The following is an 18,390-nucleotide window of genomic DNA, read 5'->3' as shown; positions in this document are numbered from 1 at the left end:
AACGCTGGATGTTGTCGGCGGTGCTAAGGGTGACCTGACGACTGGGAATATCGGAGTGGTTTCCGAAGATGGAAAACTCAATGTTCGTTTGGCTGAAGATCTTACCGGTTTGAACAGCGTGGCAGTCGGTGATTCCGTAACTCTCGGTGCAACCGGTCTGACGATTACTGGTGGTCCTTCTGTTACAACGACAGGCATCAACGCTGGCAGCAAGACGGTTACCAACGTCGCAGCCGGTACGGCTGATACTGATGCTGTCAACGTATCGCAGTTGAAAGCAAATAAAGTCGCTGTAGAGGCGGGAGATAATATAACTGTTACTCCGACCACGGCAACAGATGGCTCTACAACGTATAAAGTTGCTTCGAAAGATACTTTTGTCGATAGTGTAAGCTTTGCTAATAATACCTTGACTATTACTCGCAATGACAAGAAATCCTTTGAAGTCGAAAACATCGCAACAACCGATGATATTACCGGTAAAAATAGTAAGGTAAGCTTGAACTTTGCTGGTGATAAGGCTTCTGAAGTCGTGAATACGAAGAGCGGTGGTACTCTCAACATTACCGGTGGGGCTACTGACTTTACAGAAGTAGACAATATCGGTGTTGTAAAAACTACCGATGATACGCTGAAAGTCCAATTAGCGAAAGATTTGAACGGCCTGAACAGTGTTCGTATTGGCGGTAAAGCTGCTGGCGAAGGCATCTACATTGCTAAGCAAACGGTTACTTACACGAAAGATGGTGCTGATGGTAAATCTGAAGAAGGTAACTACATCACAGGCTTAGGTAATACGACTTGGAATCCTAAGGCGGATGGTATCGTAAGTGGTCGTGCCGCTACGGAGGATCAGCTGAAATCCGTTTACGACACGATTAACAGCAGTATCGAAGCAAATAAGGTTACCGGTAGTAGGAATATTACCGTCAGTGAAGACAATCAGGTTTCCTTGAACAACAACATTACCTTAGGTTCCGATACGGATAAAGCCAAACAGGTCAACATCGACGGCGATGCCGCTACGATTACGGCCGGTGACGGTGCCAATAAGGTTGTCGTTGACGGTACGAACGGTCAAGTCACCATTGGTGATACGACTAATGGCGGCATCGTCATGGGCAACCAGACGGACGTCGTAGGCACGAAGTCTGACAACACGACGGATACCCAGAGCGGCCACTTCATTACCGGCCTCGACAACACGACCTGGGATCCGGCTAACAATGGCATCGTGGAAGATCGTGCCGCTACGGAAGGTCAGTTGAAGGATATCGCAGACAAGATCAGCGACATCGATACGGCTGTGAAGTCTACGAGCCGCGTCTTTGAAAGTGACAGCGGGGCCGATGCTCAAGTAACGCGTAAGAGCACGGATCCGATGAAACTGAAAGGTGGCGCAGCTGCTGACAACCTCTCCGATAACAACATCGGCGTAGTCAACAACAGTGACAACACGGGCTTCGATATCAAGTTGTCGAAAGATATCAAAGACATTAACACTATCGAAGTAAACAACAAGATTACTATCGGTACTGGCGACAACCAGACTGTCATCGAAGGCGACACGATTAATACGGGCTCGGTCACGACGGGCAACACGACGATCAACAACGATGGCCTGACGATTGTAAATGAAGATTCGTCGAAGAACATTACCATCAATAATAACAATGTCAATATGGGTGGCAATGTTATCAAGAATATCGGCGAAGGTACGGATCCGACGGATGCGGTTAACAAGACGCAGTTCGACCGTGCTATCAACAATATTGGCACGGGCATGAACCAGATTAATAACCGCGTCAACAAGCTCGATACGCGCATCAGCCGCGTCGGTGCCGGTGCAGCCGCTTTGGCAGCCCTGCATCCGCTGGAATTCAGTCCGGAAGCGAAGTGGGAAGTCACGGCCGGTGTCGGTAACTATCGCGGCGCCAATGCCATCGCTCTCGGCGCCTTCTATCGTCCGAACTTCGATACCATGTTCAGCATCGGTACGTCTTATGGCGGCGGTGAAAACATGATCAATGCCGGGGTAACCTGGAGAATCGGCGAAGGCGAAACGAAGGTTTATCCGTCGAAGACGGTCATGGCCCAGGAAATTGACGATCTGAAATCTGTCGTATCGGAACAGCAAGATCAGATTGAAGAACTTAAGAAACTCGTCAACTCCTTGATCAACAAATAGTATATTTTCCTCCCTCTTTGTGAAAGGCCCTGCTTCTTTTGGGAAGCAGGGCCTTTTGCTATTCTTAATTTGTATGCAAAATTCGCACTATAATTTCATCTAACGGATTGACTTTTCTTATTGTGAAATTATATAATAAATACAAAGAGAAATAAGGACAAAGGTGTTTTGTGAGAACACACTTTGCCCCTATTCACGGGATTCGATCATAAATTTATACGAAAGGATTGATTGGTTATGTTGTTTCGTACCTTGTTGGGGATGAGATGGGGCGACTTATCGGAAGATGTTCGGCAAATGCTGTTGGAGCGCGCCGACCTCGATACTTTTAACGGCGCTGACGGCGAGCGATACAGCCAAGGGACCCTTCATTTCCGCAATACCCTGATGGGGATTCAGGCGGCCATCGGGATGGACCGGTTTTCCGGAGAGATGGAAAACAACGGGGTTTTCATCGATGATGACGCCGTGCTGTTTCGCATATAAATTAGTTAAATAAGAATACTTTGCACAATCCGATGATGATGAGTGCAAGGACGATAACGACACTGATAACCCGAGTCTTAGTAAAGATCTTCGGGTTATTTTGTATGTTTTTGGGAGGGACCGGCGCAGGGACTTCCTGCTTGGTGCCGCAGATGGGGCACATGAGGACGCCGTCGCGAAGTTCGGTTCCGCAGGTTGGGCAAATCATGGTATCAACTCCTATTCTCTCTCTACTATAGTTGGCTCGATTCTCTATGTCAAGAAGTTATATTTTAATAATGTAAACGGTATATATAATAACTTGCATAACTGGGATAATAGGGATATACTTTTAATTATTTACAACAAATAATTGTAAGAAAGAAGGAGAATGGCGGTTTGAAACGAAAAATTGGTTTGAGTACACAGATTTTGATTGGTTTGGCCATCGGGGCCTTGGTCGGATATTTGTTCCCTGATTTTGGCGACAAGTTGAAGCCCGTCGGCGATGCATTTTTACGGATGATTAAGATGATCGTCGTCCCCTTGATTTTCAGCACCCTCATCATGGGGATTGCCGGAACCGGCGATTTTAAGAAGCTCGGCCGTCTTGGTGGTAAGGCTATTCTTTGGTTTGAATTTGCAACGACCATTGCCCTGGTCATCGGACTATTGGTCATGAACGTGACGGAGCCCGGCGTCGGCGTTACCCTCTCGGCTTCGGCGGCCAATGCCTCTCATGCGGCGACGGCCAGCCAACACAGCGTCGACCTCGTCGATTATGCCGTCCATATCGTTCCCAGCAACATCATCGATGCCATGGCCCGTCAGGATATGCTGCAAATCATTTTCTTCGCCTGTTTCTTTGGCGTCGCCGTCGCTCATATCGGTGAAAAAGGGGAATTGATCGTCAATTTTTGCCAGAGCGTAGCTGAAGCCATGTTCAAGGTTACGGCCTATGTCATGCACTTTGCCCCTATCGGCGTCTTTGCCATGATCGCCTATACCGTCGGCAGCTACGGCATCGAAATGCTCATTCCCTTAGGTGAACTCATCGTGGCTGTTGCCGGCGCGACAGCACTCTTTATCTGTATTGTGGCCCTCATTGCCAGCGCCTTTACGCGAATCAATTTTTTCTGCGTCATTCACGCCTTAAAAGATATTCTCTTCTTAGCTTTCTCGACGGCCAGCAGTGAAGCCGCCCTTCCCGGTGCCATGAAGCGTCTGGAAGCTCTCGGCGTTCCCAAACCGATCGTCACCTTTGTCATGCCGACGGGGTATTCGTTTAACCTCGACGGTTCGACTCTCTACAGCTCGGCGGGCATCCTGTTCATTGCCCAGCTCTACGGCATTCAGATGCCTATTGAACAACAGCTCCTGGTCATGGTTACGCTCATGTTGTCGACCAAGGGGATTGCCGGTGTTCCCGGTGCCGGTATCATCGTCGTCGCCGCTACGGCTGCAGCCTTTAATCTGCCGACGGAAGGCGTTGCCATCCTCCTTGGCGTCGACCGTATTCTGGACATGATCCGCACGATCTGCAACGTCTGCGGCAACTGCATGGCGACGGTCGTCGTAGCCTGCTGGGAAAAGGATTTGACCAAGGCTGATTTCTATAAAAATTATCGTGCGTTTCTAGAGGACAGAGCGGCCTAAAATTACCAAGAGTTTCAATAGCAATAGTAGACTAAATCTGTTATAATAATGGGGTAAACAAGTGCTCCGTAAGGACTTCCTGACGGAAAACTTCATCGATGAGCCTCCGTGCTCTTCTGCAAAGGACTGTCTGCGCAGGCGAGGCGAAAGCACATAGTGATTATCCTAAGGTTCTGTGCTTTCACACAGAACCTTTTTTTATTGTTGAGGAGGAGAGACCTTATGGAAACGAGAGTCGCTTTAATCGGCATTATTGTCGGCAACCGCAATGAATCGACTAAGTTGAATGAAATTTTGCACGAATACGGCCAGTACGTCGTCGGCCGCATGGGCGTCCCTTATAAGGATAAGGACATCAACGTCATCAGTATCATCGTCGATGCTCCCCAAGATGTCATCAGCGCCCTGTCGGGCAAAATCGGCATGATTCCGGAAATCAGCACTAAGACGATTTATCCGCCTATGCCGCAGTAGGGGGAGTGTGTATGCTTAAGATTGCAATTTACGGGAAAGGCGGTATCGGCAAGTCGACGATGACCAGTAACCTGGCGGCTGCCTTTGCCTATTTGGGGAAGCGGGTCATTCAGATCGGCTGCGATCCCAAGGCCGATTCGACGTTCAATCTCCTCGGCGGCGAACCCTTGCTGCCGGTCATGAATTATCTTCGCGAACATGACGAAGATCCCGAGTCAATCGAAGATATTTCACGCATCGGTTACGGCGGTATCCTCTGTATCGAAACGGGGGGACCGACGCCGGGCTTGGGCTGTGCCGGTCGAGGCATCATCGCCACCTTTTCCCTGCTCGAAGATTTAGGCCTCTTTGAAACGTATAAACCGGATGTCGTCTTGTATGACGTCTTGGGTGACGTCGTCTGCGGCGGTTTTGCAGCTCCCATTCGGGAAGGTTATGCGGAAAAGGTCCTCATCGTCACGTCCGGTGAAAAGATGGCCCTCTATGCAGCCAACAACATCAATACGGCGGTTGCTAATTTTGCCGACCGCAGTTACGCTAAGGTCGAGGGCATCATTTTTAATCGGCGCAATATTCCCGATGAAGATGCGAAAGTACAGGCCTTTGCCGAAAAGGCGGGCCTTGCCATCGTCGGCGATATTCCCCGCAGTGACGATATCAACCGTTATGAAGAATTGGGTCAGACCGTTATCGAAGGCAATCCGGAACTTCCCATCAGCAAGACGTTCCTCGATTTGGCCCGTAAATTATTAGAAGACAAGGATTGATTATGACAGAAAGAAAACCTTTTGCCATTACGGTGCAGGACTTAGTAGCTCGCGGCCGCGACCAGATTCCGGCGGAGCTCATTACGTCGACGCACCTCATCTATAATTCGCCGGCTGCGCTGGCTTTTAACTCGCCGGGTGCTCAGGGCTTCGGCGTAAAACGGGCGGGACTTGCCATTCCCGGCTCGGTCATGATTCTCATCGGCCCCGGCTGCTGCGGTCGCAATACGACGATCCTCAGCGAGATGGGCGGTTACAGCGACCGATTTTTCTTCTATATCATGGATGAAACGGATATCGTAACGGGCCGTCATTTGAAGAAGATGCCTCAGGCCGTCTGTGAAGTCGTCGACAGTCTGCCCGAAAAGCCGTCGGTGGTCATGGTCTGCATGACCTGTGTCGATGCCTTGTTGGGGACCGACATGGAACGAGTCTGCCGCAAGGCTGAACAGGCGGCGGGACTGCCCGTCGTGCCCTGTTATATGTACGCCTTGACTCGTGAAGGCCGCAAGCCGCCTATGGTCGATGTCAGACGAGCCGTCTATTCCTTACTGGAAAAGGAACCCCGTCAGCGTCGGACGGTCAATCTCTTGGGCTATTTTGCGCCCTTGCAGGACGACTGTGAATTTTACGATATTCTGCGGTCTATCGGTTTTACCCAAATCAATGAAATTTCCCGCTGCGCCGATTTTGCGGCCTACAAGGCGATGTCGCGGGCTAACGTCAATTTTGTCCTCAATCCGGAATCGCGGCTGGCCGCTCAGGATTTGGAAAAACGACTGGGCATTCCCAGCATCGAATTGACCCGCCTCTATCAGGTCAGCCAGATTCACAAGCAGTATCAGGCGCTGGCCAAAGCCTTGGATGTAACCATTGACGACCAGGTTTGGCTGGAAAAGGCCCAGGCCGTCGTCGCCCAAATGCGGGAAAAGTACAGTGGAACGACCGTTGCCATCGGCGAGATGCAGAACGGCAACGCCTTTGAAATGGCCCTGGCCTTGACGCGCTACGGCTTTATCGTCCGTGAAATCTATGCCAACCTCGGTCCCGACGACTTCGTCTACCTCCGCCATTTGGCTGAACTGAGTCCGGAAACGAAGGTGTACTCCAATTTGTCGCCGTCCATGCTCTATTATGAAGGCGATGAAGCGTCCATCGACGTGACCATCGGCAAGGATGCGGCATACTATCATGAACAGGCTGCCCACCTTCATTGGGATGAGGATATTCAGCCCTTCGGCTATGCCGGAGTCGTTTCACTGTTGAAACGGTTGGAAGAAGTCCTCTTGGAAAGGAAGAAACGATGAGAGGTTTATGGAAATATATATCCCCCTTTGCGCCGGATCAGTCCGGAGCGGCAGCGGTTCTCTACGGATTAAACGGCATCGTCGTCATCTGCGACGCCGGCGGCTGTGCCGGCAATATTTGCGGCTTTGATGAACCGCGTTGGTTCAGTGGCCGAAAGAGCGCCGTTTTCAGCGCTGGTCTGCGCGATATGGATGCCATCCTCGGCCGTGACGACCGCCTCGTGGAAAAACTTTGCGACGCTGCCGAAACGATCGACGCCTCCTTTGCGGCCATCATCGGCACGCCGGTCCCGGCCGTCATCGGCACGGACTACAAGGCCTTGAAGCGGATGGCCGAAAAGAAACTTGACATGCCGGTCATCACTATTGATACGACGGGCATGGACTATTACGATAAAGGTATTGAACGAGCCTATGGGGCCTTGTTCCCGGCCTTTGCCGATAAGAACTTGAAACCGGAAGCCGATACGGTCGGTATCCTCGGCGCTGTGCCCCTGGAGCTGATGCATCCCGGCGACATCGAATGGATCAGTCAGAGCTTGGCCGAAGAAGGTTGGAAGCAGATTCTGCTGTTCGACGAAATCGATGACTATAAGAATGCCGGCAAGGCGTCCCTCAATATGGTCGTGTCACCGGCAGGCCTCAAGGCAGCTCAGTATTTGAAGGAAACCTTCGGCACGCCGTATGAGCTCCATTACTTCGGCCTCGATGCCGTCGTCAACTTCGACGATAATTTATTTGCCGGCAAGAACGTCCTCATCATCCATCAGCAGGCAGCGGCTTCAGCCATGGCCGCCATGGCCGAAGAAGCCGGCGCTGCCCGGGTGACGACGGCTTCCTGGTTTATGGATAAGCCGGAGATTCGCCATGAAAGTCACGTCGTCTTGAAGGAAGAAGACGATTGGCGTGACCTTGCTGACAATGACAATTTTGACCTCATCCTCGGCGACTTGTACTACCGCCGGGCCCTGCCGAATTTCCACGGCCAATACGTAGATTTTCCGCATTTTGCCGTATCCGGGAGGGGATAAGATGAGCAGCGAACGTATCTGTGTCTTCGGCATCGTCCAGGGCGTCGGCTTTCGGCCCTTCGTCAGCCGCATTGCTGATGCCAATGGTATCGGCGGATCGGTCTGCAATAAGGGCTCGTACGTGGAAATCATTGCCCAAGGGGATGAATCGAAGCTGGCCGCTTTTCATGACGACTTGGAAAAGAAGGCCCCGGAACGGTCGTCGATTTTAAAGGTCGTCACGACGACTGTCGATGTTCCGCCTTATGATGATTTTTCCATCATCGAAAGCGCCAAGGAAAAGGGCGATATCTTCGTTTCGCCGGACATTGCCATCTGCAAGGCCTGCCAACGGGAGCTCTTTGACAAGAACGACCGCCGCTATCTCCATCCCTTTATCAACTGCACGGCTTGCGGCCCGCGGCTGACGATCCTCGACTCCATGCCCTACGACCGGGAGCGGACGAGCATGGGCGAGTTTCCCATGTGCCCTCAGTGCGAGTATGAATATACTCATGCCGAAACGCGGCGTTACGACGCACAGCCCGTCTGCTGCAATGACTGCGGTCCCGAAGTCTACCTTTTGGACCGGGACGAACGGGGACGAGACGCCATTACGGCCGTTCGCAAAGCCATCCTCGATGGGAACATCGTCGCGATCAAAGGCATCGGCGGTTTTCATCTCTGCTGTGACGCGCGAAATGAAAAGGCCGTCAGCACCCTGCGCAAGCGCAAGGGACGGCCGGTGAAGCCTTTTGCCGTCATGATGAAGGACCTCGACGCCGTTCGCCGTGAATGCGTTATTCCCGATGGGGCCGAAGACGTTCTCGACGGCCACCAAAAGCCAATCATCTTATTGGCCAAAGGGGAGGGGCTTACCTTAGCTCCCTCGGTGGCGCCGGGCAACCCGTCCATCGGCGTCATGCTGCCTTATACGCCGCTTCATCTCCTGCTGTTTACCTATGATGACGGCCTTACCATGCCCGACAGTTTGGTCATGACCAGCGCTAATGAGTCGGGCGCGCCGATCTGCCACAACGACGATGAAGCGCGGCAGGAACTTACGGGGCTCGCCGACCTCGTCTTGTCCCATAATCGTCGCATCCGCCTTCGGGCCGACGACTCGGTCATGGATTGGTACGACGGCAAACCCTATATGATCCGCCGTTCGCGAGGCTATGCGCCGCTGCCCTTTTTCTACGGAAACAGTCAGGGAAAAGACGTTTTGGCCATTGGCGGCGAGTTGAAGAACTGCTTTTGCATCGGCCGCAATAACTTATTTTACCCATCGCCCTATATTGGCGACATGAGCGATATACGAACCGTTCAGGCTCTGCGCGAATCGGTTCAGCGCATGGCGTCCTTACTGGAAGCGTCGCCGTCGGTCGTGGCCTGTGATCTTCATCCGGCCTACAACACGGCGGCCGTGGCCCGCGAATTGGGCCGGCCTGTCGTGCCCATCCAGCATCACTATGTCCACATCCTGTCCTGCATGGCCGAAAACGACTGTGAACAGCCCGTCATCGGCGTTTCCTTTGACGGGACGGGTTATGGAACGGATGGGACGATTTGGGGCGGTGAAATCCTTATCAGCAGCCTTCAGGGCTTTGAACGGGCCGCTTCCATTGAGCCTTTCTGGCAGCGCGGCGGCGATATTTCCGCCAAAGAAGGCTGGCGCATTGCTGTCAGTCTGCTTGACGGACTGTTTGATCGAAACGGTGTGACGGCTATGGTCGAAGACTTGAAACTTTGCCAACCGAAGGAATTGGCGGCTCAGTTTTTCCTGGCTGACCAACAGATCAACAGCGTCATTTCGACCAGTGCCGGCCGCTTATTTGACGGCGTCAGCGCCATCTTAGGCCTTTGCCGGATGTCGACCTTTCAAGGTCAGGCGGCCATGAGCCTGCAGTTTGCGGCGGAACGTTGGGAAGGGGCTCACGGGGCGATGGAAGTCCAACCGATTGAACCCATCGACGGCGACGGACGGCGCCTGCTGCCGACGTTGGCCTTGGTCAAAGATCTCGTCGAGAAACGCCTTTCCGGCGAAGACCCGGATAAACTGGCCTATGAATTTCACTGCCGATTGGCCGGCATGGTCGTCGGCATCTGCGAAAGTGTTCGCCGTGAAACGGGCCTTACGACAGCGGCTATCAGCGGCGGCGTCTTTCAAAACCGTCTGCTCCTCAGCCTTTGTGACAAGGCGTTGCAGCAGCGGGGCTTTACGGTCTTACGGCACAGCCTGGTGCCGCCCAACGACGGCGGCATTGCCTTGGGACAGGCTATTTATGCGATGTATCACGAAACTGTTTAAATAGATGAAGGAGGGGTTATCATGTGTGTAGGTTTACCCGCACGTGTTATGAAAATACAGAATGGAATGGCGCTCGTCGACGCTTCCGGTGCGAAGCGTGAAGTATCGGCAGCCTTGATCGATGAATTGGATCCAGGCGATTACGTCATGGTCCACGCCGGCATGGCCATTGCCAAGATTACTGACAACGATGCCGATGAAACCGACGACATTCTGGAGGACTTGGATTGATGGCAGAAGGGAAGAAGCGGACGGCCCTGGATATCATTAAGAATTACGACGGGCCGAAAATCCGCATCATGGAAGTCTGCGGGACTCATACCCACGAAATCTTTCGCCTCGGCATCCGGCAGATCCTGCCGAAACAGGTCGACGTTATCTCCGGACCGGGGTGCCCGGTCTGCGTCACGCCCGTCGGATATATCGACCAGGCCTTGTGGCTGGCCCTTGAAAAAGGCGTTACGGTCTGCACCTTTGGCGACTTGGTCCGCGTTCCCGGGAGCTCGATGAGTTTGGCTGACGCCCGCAGCAAGGGGGCTCACGTTGAAATCGTCTATTCGCCCCTCGACGCCTATGAATACGCCAAAGCTCACCGCGATGAAGAAGTCGTCTTCTTAGCCGTCGGCTTTGAAACGACGACGCCTCCGTCGTGCCTGGCTGTAAAACAGGCGCTGGCTGACGGGCTGACCAATTTCTCGCTGCTGACGGCCAATAAGACCATGCCCATGGCCTATGAAGCCATGAAGGGCAGTGCCGATGCCTTCCTCTATCCCGGTCACGTCGATGCCGTCATGGGGACCAAGGCCGGCGAAGCCATGGTTAAAGAAGGGATGTCCGGCGTCGTCGCCGGCTTTACGGCCAAAGAACTGCTCACGGCCTTTGCCGTCATTCTGGCCAAGTTCCCGCAAGGGAAGCCTTTCTTTAAGAACTGCTATCCCCGTGTCGTCACTGAAACGGGGAGCCTCTCGGCTCAGGCTTTGATGGCCGAATATATGGAACCCTGCGATTCAGAATGGCGCGGCTTAGGCGTCATCCCGAAATCGGGCCTGCAGCTGCGGGAAGAGTTTTCCGCCTGCGATGCCCGCAAGAAATACGGCATTCCCAAAATGGACGGCAGAGCCAATCCGGGCTGCCGCTGCGGCGATATCCTGCAAGGCAAGTGCAAGCCGCCGGAATGCCCGCTCTTTGGCAAATTATGTACGCCGGAACACCCGGTCGGCGCCTGCATGGTGTCTCACGAAGGTGCTTGCTCGGCCTATTATTTATATGGAGGAAATGCACATGAGTGATCTCATTACCTTAGCACACGGCGCCGGCGGCAAGCAGACGGCGGAACTCATTGACCGCGTCTTTAAAGCTCATTTTTCAAACCCTCAGTTTACCGGGGACGATGCGGCAGTCCTTCCCATTGGCGGGACGAATCTGGCTTTTACGACGGACGGCTTCATCGTATCGCCGCCTGAATTTCCCGGCGGCAATATCGGGAAATTGAGCATCTGCGGGACAGTCAACGACTTGTCCTGCATGGGCGCTAAACCGCTCTATTTATCGTGCGCCTTCGTCATTGAAGAAGGCTTTCCCATGGAAAAGGTTGAAGCCTATGCCAAGGCCATGGCTGAAACGGCAGCCGAAGCCGGCGTCCGCATCGTTGCCGGTGATACGAAGGTTGCCGGCAAAGGTCAGGTCGACCACCTGTTCATTACGACGACCGGCATCGGCCAAATCATGGACGGTGTCCAAACGTCGGGCACGCTGGCCAAACCGGGCGATGCCATCATTGTCAGCGGCGACGTAGGCCGTCACGGCTGCACGATTCTCCTCGAACGGAACCAGTTCGGCATCGACGCCGATGTAACCAGTGACTGCGCACCTCTTTGGGGGACCGTCGAAAGCATGCTCAATACGACTAAGGACATCCACGTCATCCGCGATGCAACCCGCGGCGGTGTCGGCACCGTCCTCTATGAAATCGCGGCGCAGAGCAAGGTCGGCATCCATTTGGACAGCCAGGCTATCCCTGTCGATCCCGCCGTTCGCGGCGTCTGCGGCATGTTGGGCCTTGAACCCTTATACCTGGCCTGCGAAGGCCGTCTGGTCATCGTTGCCCCGAAGGAAGTCGCCGGCGATATCGTCGCCGTCCTGAAGAAGGGAAAATATTCGCAGAATGCAGCCATTATCGGCGAAGTCACGGAAGAACAGCCGGGCCGCGTCGTCATGCGCACTGAAATCGGCGCAGAAATGCTGCTGCCGCCGCCGGGCGGTGAATTGCTGCCTCGTATTTGTTAAGATGGAGGAACGGGAATGATATACGAAAATGAAGTCAATCCGCCCCAGGCGCGGCGGTATAACCATGTAACGCCCGATGGCGCGGATATTGCCATTGGCCAGGCGTCCTTTCCCAAGCCCTTTTATATCGGCTTGCAGTACGCCTCGCCGGCTCGCGGCCATTGGACCATTGCCCATTCGCCGATGCTCATTCCCGGCTGCCATGAAATCTACGTCTGCTGCGCTTGCTGCCTGCACGGCGTCGTCTTGTCGGCCGATGAAGTGCCCGATGGGGCCGGCCGCTTTTCCATGGTTACCCTGACCAACGAAAACTTGATCAAGGGCAACTTGGAAGAAATGATGATCGACGGCATTGCTCACATCATCGATGAACTGCCGGAACGGCCGAAGTGCGTCGAAGGCTTTACGAGCTGCATGCAGCACTTCCTGCACATCGACCTCCACGTCGTCTACGGGACCCTGCGCGAGCGCTACCCTGATATCGACTTCATCGACGGCTACATGATCCCGACCCTGCAGCGACGCTATTCGCCGGACGTCCTCGGTCGGCGTCAGCTCATGCGGGCCGTTCAGCCTTTGCCGAAGAAGAAGGCCATCAACTACGTCGTCAATTATTATCCCGTCGATGAGGACAATGAATTGACCAAGATGCTTTTGGACGGCGGCTACGATATCCACGATTTTGCTGCCTGCAAGACCTACGAGCAGTATAAGGCCATGGGCGAATCGGAAGCCAATATCTACTTTTTGGAAAATGCCGGTCCGGCTGTCAAAGATATGGAACGGCGCCTGAAGCAGAAACCGCTCTATCTGACCTATTCCTACGACTACGCTGTCCTGCGGCAGAATTTACAGACTGCAGCCGATGAATTAGGTCTTACCATGCCCGACTGCGACGCCTTGGAACGGGACATCGAAGAAAAGGCGAAAGCCCTTCTTGAAAAAGTGGGTTCGACGCATATCGCCATCGACTATACGGCGACGCCCCGGCCTTTGGGTTTGGCCAAGTTCCTCTTGACCCACGGCTTTAACGTCTACGCCGTCTATCTCGATACGATCTTGCCGGGAGAAAAGGATGCCTTTGACTCCTTACAGAAGGAATATCCTGAACTCCAACTGCGCTCGGCCATGCACTTTAAACGAGGCCTCTTACCGCGGAACGACAGCCAAAAGTACGGCAAGGTCCTGGCTATCGGTCAGATGGCGGCCTACTTTACGGATACGAAGTATTTCGTCAACTTCATCGAAAACAGCGGCCTCTACGGCTACGTCGGCTTGTCGAAACTCCTCGACTGGATCGGTGAATCCAACGCCGCTGAAAATCCCGACATGCGGGAAATCATACAGATCAAAGCCTGGGGGTGTCACGGTTGAAACAAGCACAACGAGTCTTATCGACGTATGCCGTCGACATGTTCGGCATCGCTTCGTCGCTCTATGAGTTAGGCGGCCTCATCGTCATGCACGATGCGTCGGGCTGCAACTCGACGTACGATACGCACGATGAACCGCGGTCCTACGATACGCAGAGCATGGTCTATATTTCCGGCCTCAATGAAATCGATACCATTCAGGGCAACGACCAGCGCCTCATCGACGACATTGCCGAAGCGGCGGAAGCGGCCCAGCCCCGATTCATCGCCATCGGCGGCAGTCCCATGCCAAACGCCATCGGTACCGACTTCAAGGCCATCCAGCGCCTGGTCGCTGACCGGACGGGACTTCCGACCCTGGGCTTTCGCACCGACGGCATCCACAGCTATTTGCCCGGCGCCGGCGGAGCCTACGTCTGGCTGGCCAAGCAGTTTGTCAAACCGGCCCAGAAGAAGCCGGAACGTCCGGCCAAACGAGTCAACCTCCTGGGCTTGACGCCCCTCGATTTTTCCGTCGTCGGCAATGCCACGACTCTGAAACAGATCGTGACCGATGCCGGCTTTACCATTCAGAGCTCGTGGTCCATGGGCGATACCCTCGACGGACTGGCAACGGCTGCCGATGCCGACGTCAATGCTGTCGTCTCATCGACGGCTTTTTACCTGGCCCAGTACCTGCGCGATACCTACGGAATTCCCTATGTCGTCGGCATCCCCATGGGTGAGAAGGGCACGGCCGATTGGCTGGAAGCCCTGAAAACTGGCGATTCGTCCTATGTGACCGGCCTTACGGGCGAGGAAGAATACGTCAAGGCGCAGTATGCCCTGGCCGACCTCAATGCCTGGAAGACGGAACAGGCTTATGACGACACGCCCTGCGACGTGTTGGTCATCGGCGAGCCGGTCTACCTACAGTCGATGAAGGCCTTTTTGCAGGATGAAATGGGCGTCGAAAAGGTTCGCCTGCTCTGCCCCTTGTCGGATGCACCTCAATGGCTGCTGAAGGATATGGAAGTGGCCAGTGTCGAAGCCGTCATCCGCCAGGAATGCCGTAAGGCGCGGCGGGTCATTGCCGATCCGATTTATGCCCGCCTGCTGCCGGATGAACCGGGTAAATTTATTTCTATGCCTCATGAAGCCTATTCCGGCCGTCATTATCATGAAGATATGCCGATTTTTGTCGGCCCGACCTTTACGGCATGGATGAAAGATAAACTGAAGTAAGAAGGAGAAGGACTATGCGGAAATTTGCCATTTATGGAAAGGGCGGCATCGGAAAATCGACGACGACGGCCAACGTATCGGCGGCCCTGGCGTCGATTGGGAAAAAAGTCGTCCAAATCGGCTGCGATCCCAAAGCCGATTCGACGTTGAATCTGCTCCACGGCGAGCCGGTCATGCCGGTCATGGATTACTACCGCCAATATACGGAAGGCCCTGATTTCGACCACATCGGAAGAGAAGGGTACGGCGGCGTCTTCTGCATCGAAACGGGAGGTCCTACGCCGGGCCTTGGCTGCGCCGGTCGTGGCATCATTGCCACTTTCGACCTCATCGACGAATTGGAAGTCTTTGAAAAAGTATCGCCCGATGTCGTCATGTACGACGTCTTGGGCGACGTCGTTTGCGGCGGTTTTTCGGCTCCCATCCGCGACGGTTATGCCGATGAAATCTTCATCGTCACCTCCGGGGAAAAGATGGCCCTCTATGCGGCGGCCAATATCTTTAAAGCCGTCGAAAACTTTAAGAGCCGCGGCTATGCGCAGGTAAAAGGGTTGATCCTCAATCGCCGCAACGTCGACGATGAATATGAAACGGTCAAGGCCTTTGCCGATGAGCACGGCCTGCCTATCGTAGCCGACATTCCCCGCAGCAAGGAAATCCAGTATTATGAAAATAAGGGAATGACCGTCGTCGAAGGCGATCCGGAACTCCCTGTAAGCCGCATCTATCGCGATTTAGCCCAGCGATTGCTGGACGTATAGAAAGGAAGTAAGGGCCATGGGAATGAATGATACGCCGTCAGGCGAACGCGTCCATATCGGCTTTTTCGGCCGCCGCAATGCCGGGAAATCGAGTGTCGTCAACGCCGTTACCGGCCAAAATCTGTCCATCGTATCCGATACCAAGGGGACGACGACCGACCCTGTTTATAAGGCCATGGAACTCCTGCCCTTGGGACCGGTGGTCATCATCGACACGCCGGGCATCGACGACGTCGGAGCCCTCGGGGAAGAACGGGTGCGCCGGACGAAGCAGGTCCTCAATAAGACCGACATTGCCGTCGTCATCGTCGACGGGACAGAAGGATTGGCGACGGCCGATGAAGACGTGGTAGCCCTCATTCGGAGTAAGGGCCTGCCCTATCTCATCGTCTATAATAAAGCTGATCTTACGGGGAAAACGGCGGCTGTCGAAAAAGATGCCGTCCGGGTCAGCGCCTTGACGGGAGCGGGCATTCATGAGCTCAAAGAAAAATTGGCCCGCTTGAAACCCGATGAAGACGAAGTACCCATCGTCAGCGACCTCATTTCCGGCGGCGACATGGTCGTCCTGGTCGTGCCCATCGATTCGGCGGCACCGAAGGGGCGCCTGATCCTGCCCCAGCAGCAGACGATTCGGGAAATCCTCGACAGCAACAGTGCGGCCATCGTCGTCAAAGAAAATGAATTGGCCCATACCTTGGCCTGCTTTAAGGAAAAGCCGTCTCTGGTCATTACCGACAGTCAAGCCTTTGGCAAGGTTTCAGCCGATACGCCGGACGATATCCGCCTGACGTCCTTTTCGATTCTCATGGCCCGTCATAAAGGCCTCTTGGAATCGGCCGTCCGCGGCGTCACAGCCATCGACAGGCTGAAAGATGGTGATACGGTCCTCATTGCCGAAGGCTGTACCCATCATCGCCAATGTGAGGATATCGGGACGGTGAAGATTCCCCGGTGGCTGAAGTCGTATACGAATCGGGATATTCATATCGAAACGGCCAGCGGCCGCGATTTTCCCGAAGACCTGTCGCCTTATGCACTGGTCATCCACTGCGGCGGCTGTATGTTAAACGCCCGGGAAGTGGGCTATCGTATGAAGAACGCTGCCGATCAGGCCGTGCCGATTACCAATTACGGCATTGCCATCGCCTACATGAAGGGCATCCTGCGGCGGAGTCTGAGCGTCTTCCCTGACTTACAGCGACTGCTGCCGGAAGACTAGGCTCCTGGCGAGGAAAGCAACAAGAAAAAAGCAGCCGGCGACGGAACCGGCTGTGAGGTGATTTATGGCAAACTTATCCCTTAAGCTTGAACAGAAAACTAAATTAATGCAGGTCCAGCGCCTGACCATTCAGCTCTTGGCTCTCCACGGCCAGGAGTTGACCGATTTTTTGCAGGAACAGGTGACCGATAATCCCCTCCTCGATATTCGCTACCACGACGTCCGCGGTGCCGGCGACAAGACGGAAAAGCCCATCGATAATATCAAAAGCCGCAGCGCCTCTCTCGAATCGCAGCTCATGGCTCAGCTCCGGGTCCTGTCGGTGCCGAAACCGGTCTTGCTGGCGGCGGGATTGGTCATTGGCTCTCTCGACGAGAAGGGTTTTTTCCAGGGCGATATCACGTCCTTAGGCGACGGCTATGGCCTTACGGAAGAAGACATAGAAAAAGGCCTGGCACTGGTCCAGACCTTTGATCCGCCGGGCATCGGAGCCCGGAATATTTGTGAAGCCCTGATCATCCAAACGCGGCGCCGCGGCGACGGGCCGCCTAAGACGGAAGCCTTATTGACGCAGCACTATGACGATTTTCTGCGGGGGAAATGGCCGAAAATCCAGCAGTCTCTTGAGTTATCGGACAAGGAACTGAGGGCCATACGGGATTTCTTAAAGACCTTATCCCTCCAACCGGCCGGGCAGATTGAGCAGGATGAGGTCTACATCCGGCCTGACGTCGAAATCTATCTGGCCGAGGGCGGAAACCTCGCCTTTCGCTGGCTGGAAGAGATTCCCGACGTCTATTTTCGCGAAGACTTATATGCCGAGTACGCTGCCCAGAAGGATAAGAAGACCCTGTCTTATATTCGCAAGGCGCGACGGGCCTTTACCGACCTTGCGTCGGCACTGGCCTACCGTCATTTGTCCATCGAGCAGGTCCTGAACTGTTTACTGAATCGTCAGGAAGGCTATTTTCTTCACGGTCAGCCCTTGGCGCCCCTTCGTCAAAAGGATATTGCCCAAGAGACGAGTCTCAGTACGGCTACGGTGAGCCGCGTCTGCCGCAATCGCTACGTCCTCTTTGACGGCAAGGTGTATGGCCTCCAGACTTTTTTTGCCACGGCTTACAATAGTCAGCGCGACGGCGAGGACTTTGTGTCCGACAAGGCCATCATGAAAAAGATGCAGGCTCTCGTCGACTGTGAAGATAAGGAACATCCTTATTCCGATCAGGACTTTGCCGATTACTTTGCGGCCATTCACATTACCATTGCCCGGCGGACGATTACCAAGTTCCGACAAAAATTAAATATTCCCAACAGCAATATCCGGCGGCGCTGCCGATAAGGCA

17 protein-coding genes are annotated in these 18,390 nt (G+C 54.1%); 16 read left to right on the top strand and 1 reads right to left on the bottom strand.

Annotated elements, in window-relative coordinates; genetic code table 11:
- Nucleotides 1-2,188: YadA C-terminal domain-containing protein (locus HMPREF3201_RS11890; protein WP_197408266.1), on the top strand; the 2,188-nt coding region annotated here is incomplete at its 5' end.
- Nucleotides 2,189-2,425: 237 nt separating this feature from the next.
- Nucleotides 2,426-2,674 (top strand): hypothetical protein, encoded by a 249-nt coding sequence (locus HMPREF3201_RS07045; protein WP_062412385.1) that lies wholly within the window; start codon nt 2,426-2,428, stop codon nt 2,672-2,674.
- 1 nt (nt 2,675) lies between these two features.
- Here HMPREF3201_RS07045 and HMPREF3201_RS07040 read toward each other — a convergent pair whose 3' ends face one another.
- Entirely contained in the window at nt 2,676-2,882 is a 207-nt protein-coding gene (locus HMPREF3201_RS07040) for a zinc-ribbon domain-containing protein (RefSeq protein ID WP_062412384.1), read from the bottom strand.
- Nucleotides 2,883-3,052: 170 nt separating this feature from the next.
- On the opposite strand from HMPREF3201_RS07040, the gene HMPREF3201_RS07035 reads away from it, so the two are divergent.
- The 14 genes from HMPREF3201_RS07035 to rpoN all read left to right on the top strand — a co-directional run bounded on the left by HMPREF3201_RS07035 (nt 3,053) and on the right by rpoN (nt 18,386).
- Nucleotides 3,053-4,309, top strand: a complete 1,257-nt coding sequence (locus HMPREF3201_RS07035) for a dicarboxylate/amino acid:cation symporter (protein ID WP_062412383.1) — start codon at nt 3,053-3,055, stop codon at nt 4,307-4,309.
- Nucleotides 4,310-4,531: 222 nt separating this feature from the next.
- Nucleotides 4,532-4,783 carry a TM1266 family iron-only hydrogenase system putative regulator gene (locus tag HMPREF3201_RS07030; protein WP_062412382.1) on the top strand — a complete coding sequence of 84 codons (252 nt, stop codon included), beginning with the start codon at nt 4,532-4,534 and terminating at the stop codon, nt 4,781-4,783.
- 11 nt (nt 4,784-4,794) lie between these two features.
- Entirely contained in the window at nt 4,795-5,550 is a 756-nt protein-coding gene (locus HMPREF3201_RS07025; RefSeq protein ID WP_062412381.1) for a nucleotide-binding protein, read from the top strand.
- 2 nt (nt 5,551-5,552) lie between these two features.
- Nucleotides 5,553-6,857, top strand: a complete 1,305-nt coding sequence (locus HMPREF3201_RS07020) for a nitrogenase component 1 (RefSeq protein WP_062412380.1) — start codon at nt 5,553-5,555, stop codon at nt 6,855-6,857.
- The gene (locus HMPREF3201_RS07015; protein WP_062412379.1) at nt 6,854-7,888 is read left to right on the top strand and encodes a nitrogenase component 1; all 1,035 of its coding nucleotides are present in this window, start codon (nt 6,854-6,856) and stop codon (nt 7,886-7,888) included. Before HMPREF3201_RS07020 ends, HMPREF3201_RS07015 begins: the two co-directional genes overlap by 4 nt.
- Nucleotide 7,889: 1 nt before the next feature.
- Nucleotides 7,890-10,178 carry a carbamoyltransferase HypF gene (hypF, locus tag HMPREF3201_RS07010; protein WP_062412378.1) on the top strand — a complete coding sequence of 763 codons (2,289 nt, stop codon included), beginning with the start codon at nt 7,890-7,892 and terminating at the stop codon, nt 10,176-10,178.
- Between the two features lie 21 nt (nt 10,179-10,199).
- The gene (locus HMPREF3201_RS07005; RefSeq protein ID WP_044505205.1) at nt 10,200-10,409 is read left to right on the top strand and encodes a HypC/HybG/HupF family hydrogenase formation chaperone; all 210 of its coding nucleotides are present in this window, start codon (nt 10,200-10,202) and stop codon (nt 10,407-10,409) included.
- Nucleotides 10,409-11,467, top strand: coding sequence for a hydrogenase formation protein HypD (hypD, locus tag HMPREF3201_RS07000; RefSeq protein WP_062412377.1), 1,059 nt, complete (start codon nt 10,409-10,411; stop codon nt 11,465-11,467). The genes HMPREF3201_RS07005 and hypD overlap by 1 nt, the downstream gene beginning before the upstream one ends.
- Nucleotides 11,460-12,464, top strand: coding sequence for a hydrogenase expression/formation protein HypE (gene hypE / locus HMPREF3201_RS06995; RefSeq protein WP_062412376.1), 1,005 nt, complete (start codon nt 11,460-11,462; stop codon nt 12,462-12,464). The genes hypD and hypE overlap by 8 nt, the downstream gene beginning before the upstream one ends.
- A 15-nt stretch (nt 12,465-12,479) precedes the next feature.
- Nucleotides 12,480-13,838, top strand: coding sequence for a hypothetical protein (locus HMPREF3201_RS06990; RefSeq protein ID WP_062412375.1), 1,359 nt, complete (start codon nt 12,480-12,482; stop codon nt 13,836-13,838).
- Entirely contained in the window at nt 13,835-15,061 is a 1,227-nt protein-coding gene (locus tag HMPREF3201_RS06985) for a nitrogenase component 1 (RefSeq protein WP_062412374.1), read from the top strand. Before HMPREF3201_RS06990 ends, HMPREF3201_RS06985 begins: the two co-directional genes overlap by 4 nt.
- Before the next feature lie 14 nt (nt 15,062-15,075).
- On the top strand, nt 15,076-15,822 hold the full coding sequence (locus tag HMPREF3201_RS06980) for a nucleotide-binding protein (RefSeq protein ID WP_062412373.1): 747 nt from the start codon (nt 15,076-15,078) through the stop codon (nt 15,820-15,822).
- Nucleotides 15,823-15,838: 16 nt separating this feature from the next.
- A complete protein-coding gene (hydF, locus tag HMPREF3201_RS06975) occupies nt 15,839-17,044 on the top strand; it encodes a [FeFe] hydrogenase H-cluster maturation GTPase HydF (protein ID WP_062412372.1) in 1,206 nt (401 codons plus the stop codon).
- Nucleotides 17,045-17,108: 64 nt separating this feature from the next.
- The gene (gene rpoN / locus HMPREF3201_RS06970; protein WP_072272040.1) at nt 17,109-18,386 is read left to right on the top strand and encodes an RNA polymerase factor sigma-54; all 1,278 of its coding nucleotides are present in this window, start codon (nt 17,109-17,111) and stop codon (nt 18,384-18,386) included.
- Nucleotides 18,387-18,390 lie beyond the last annotated feature (4 nt).

The sequence above is a fragment of the Megasphaera sp. MJR8396C genome, from assembly GCF_001546855.1.
Classification (GTDB): domain Bacteria; phylum Bacillota; class Negativicutes; order Veillonellales; family Megasphaeraceae; genus Megasphaera.
Note: the sequence above shows the minus strand (reverse complement) of the source record. Positions and strands in the feature narration are given on the sequence as shown.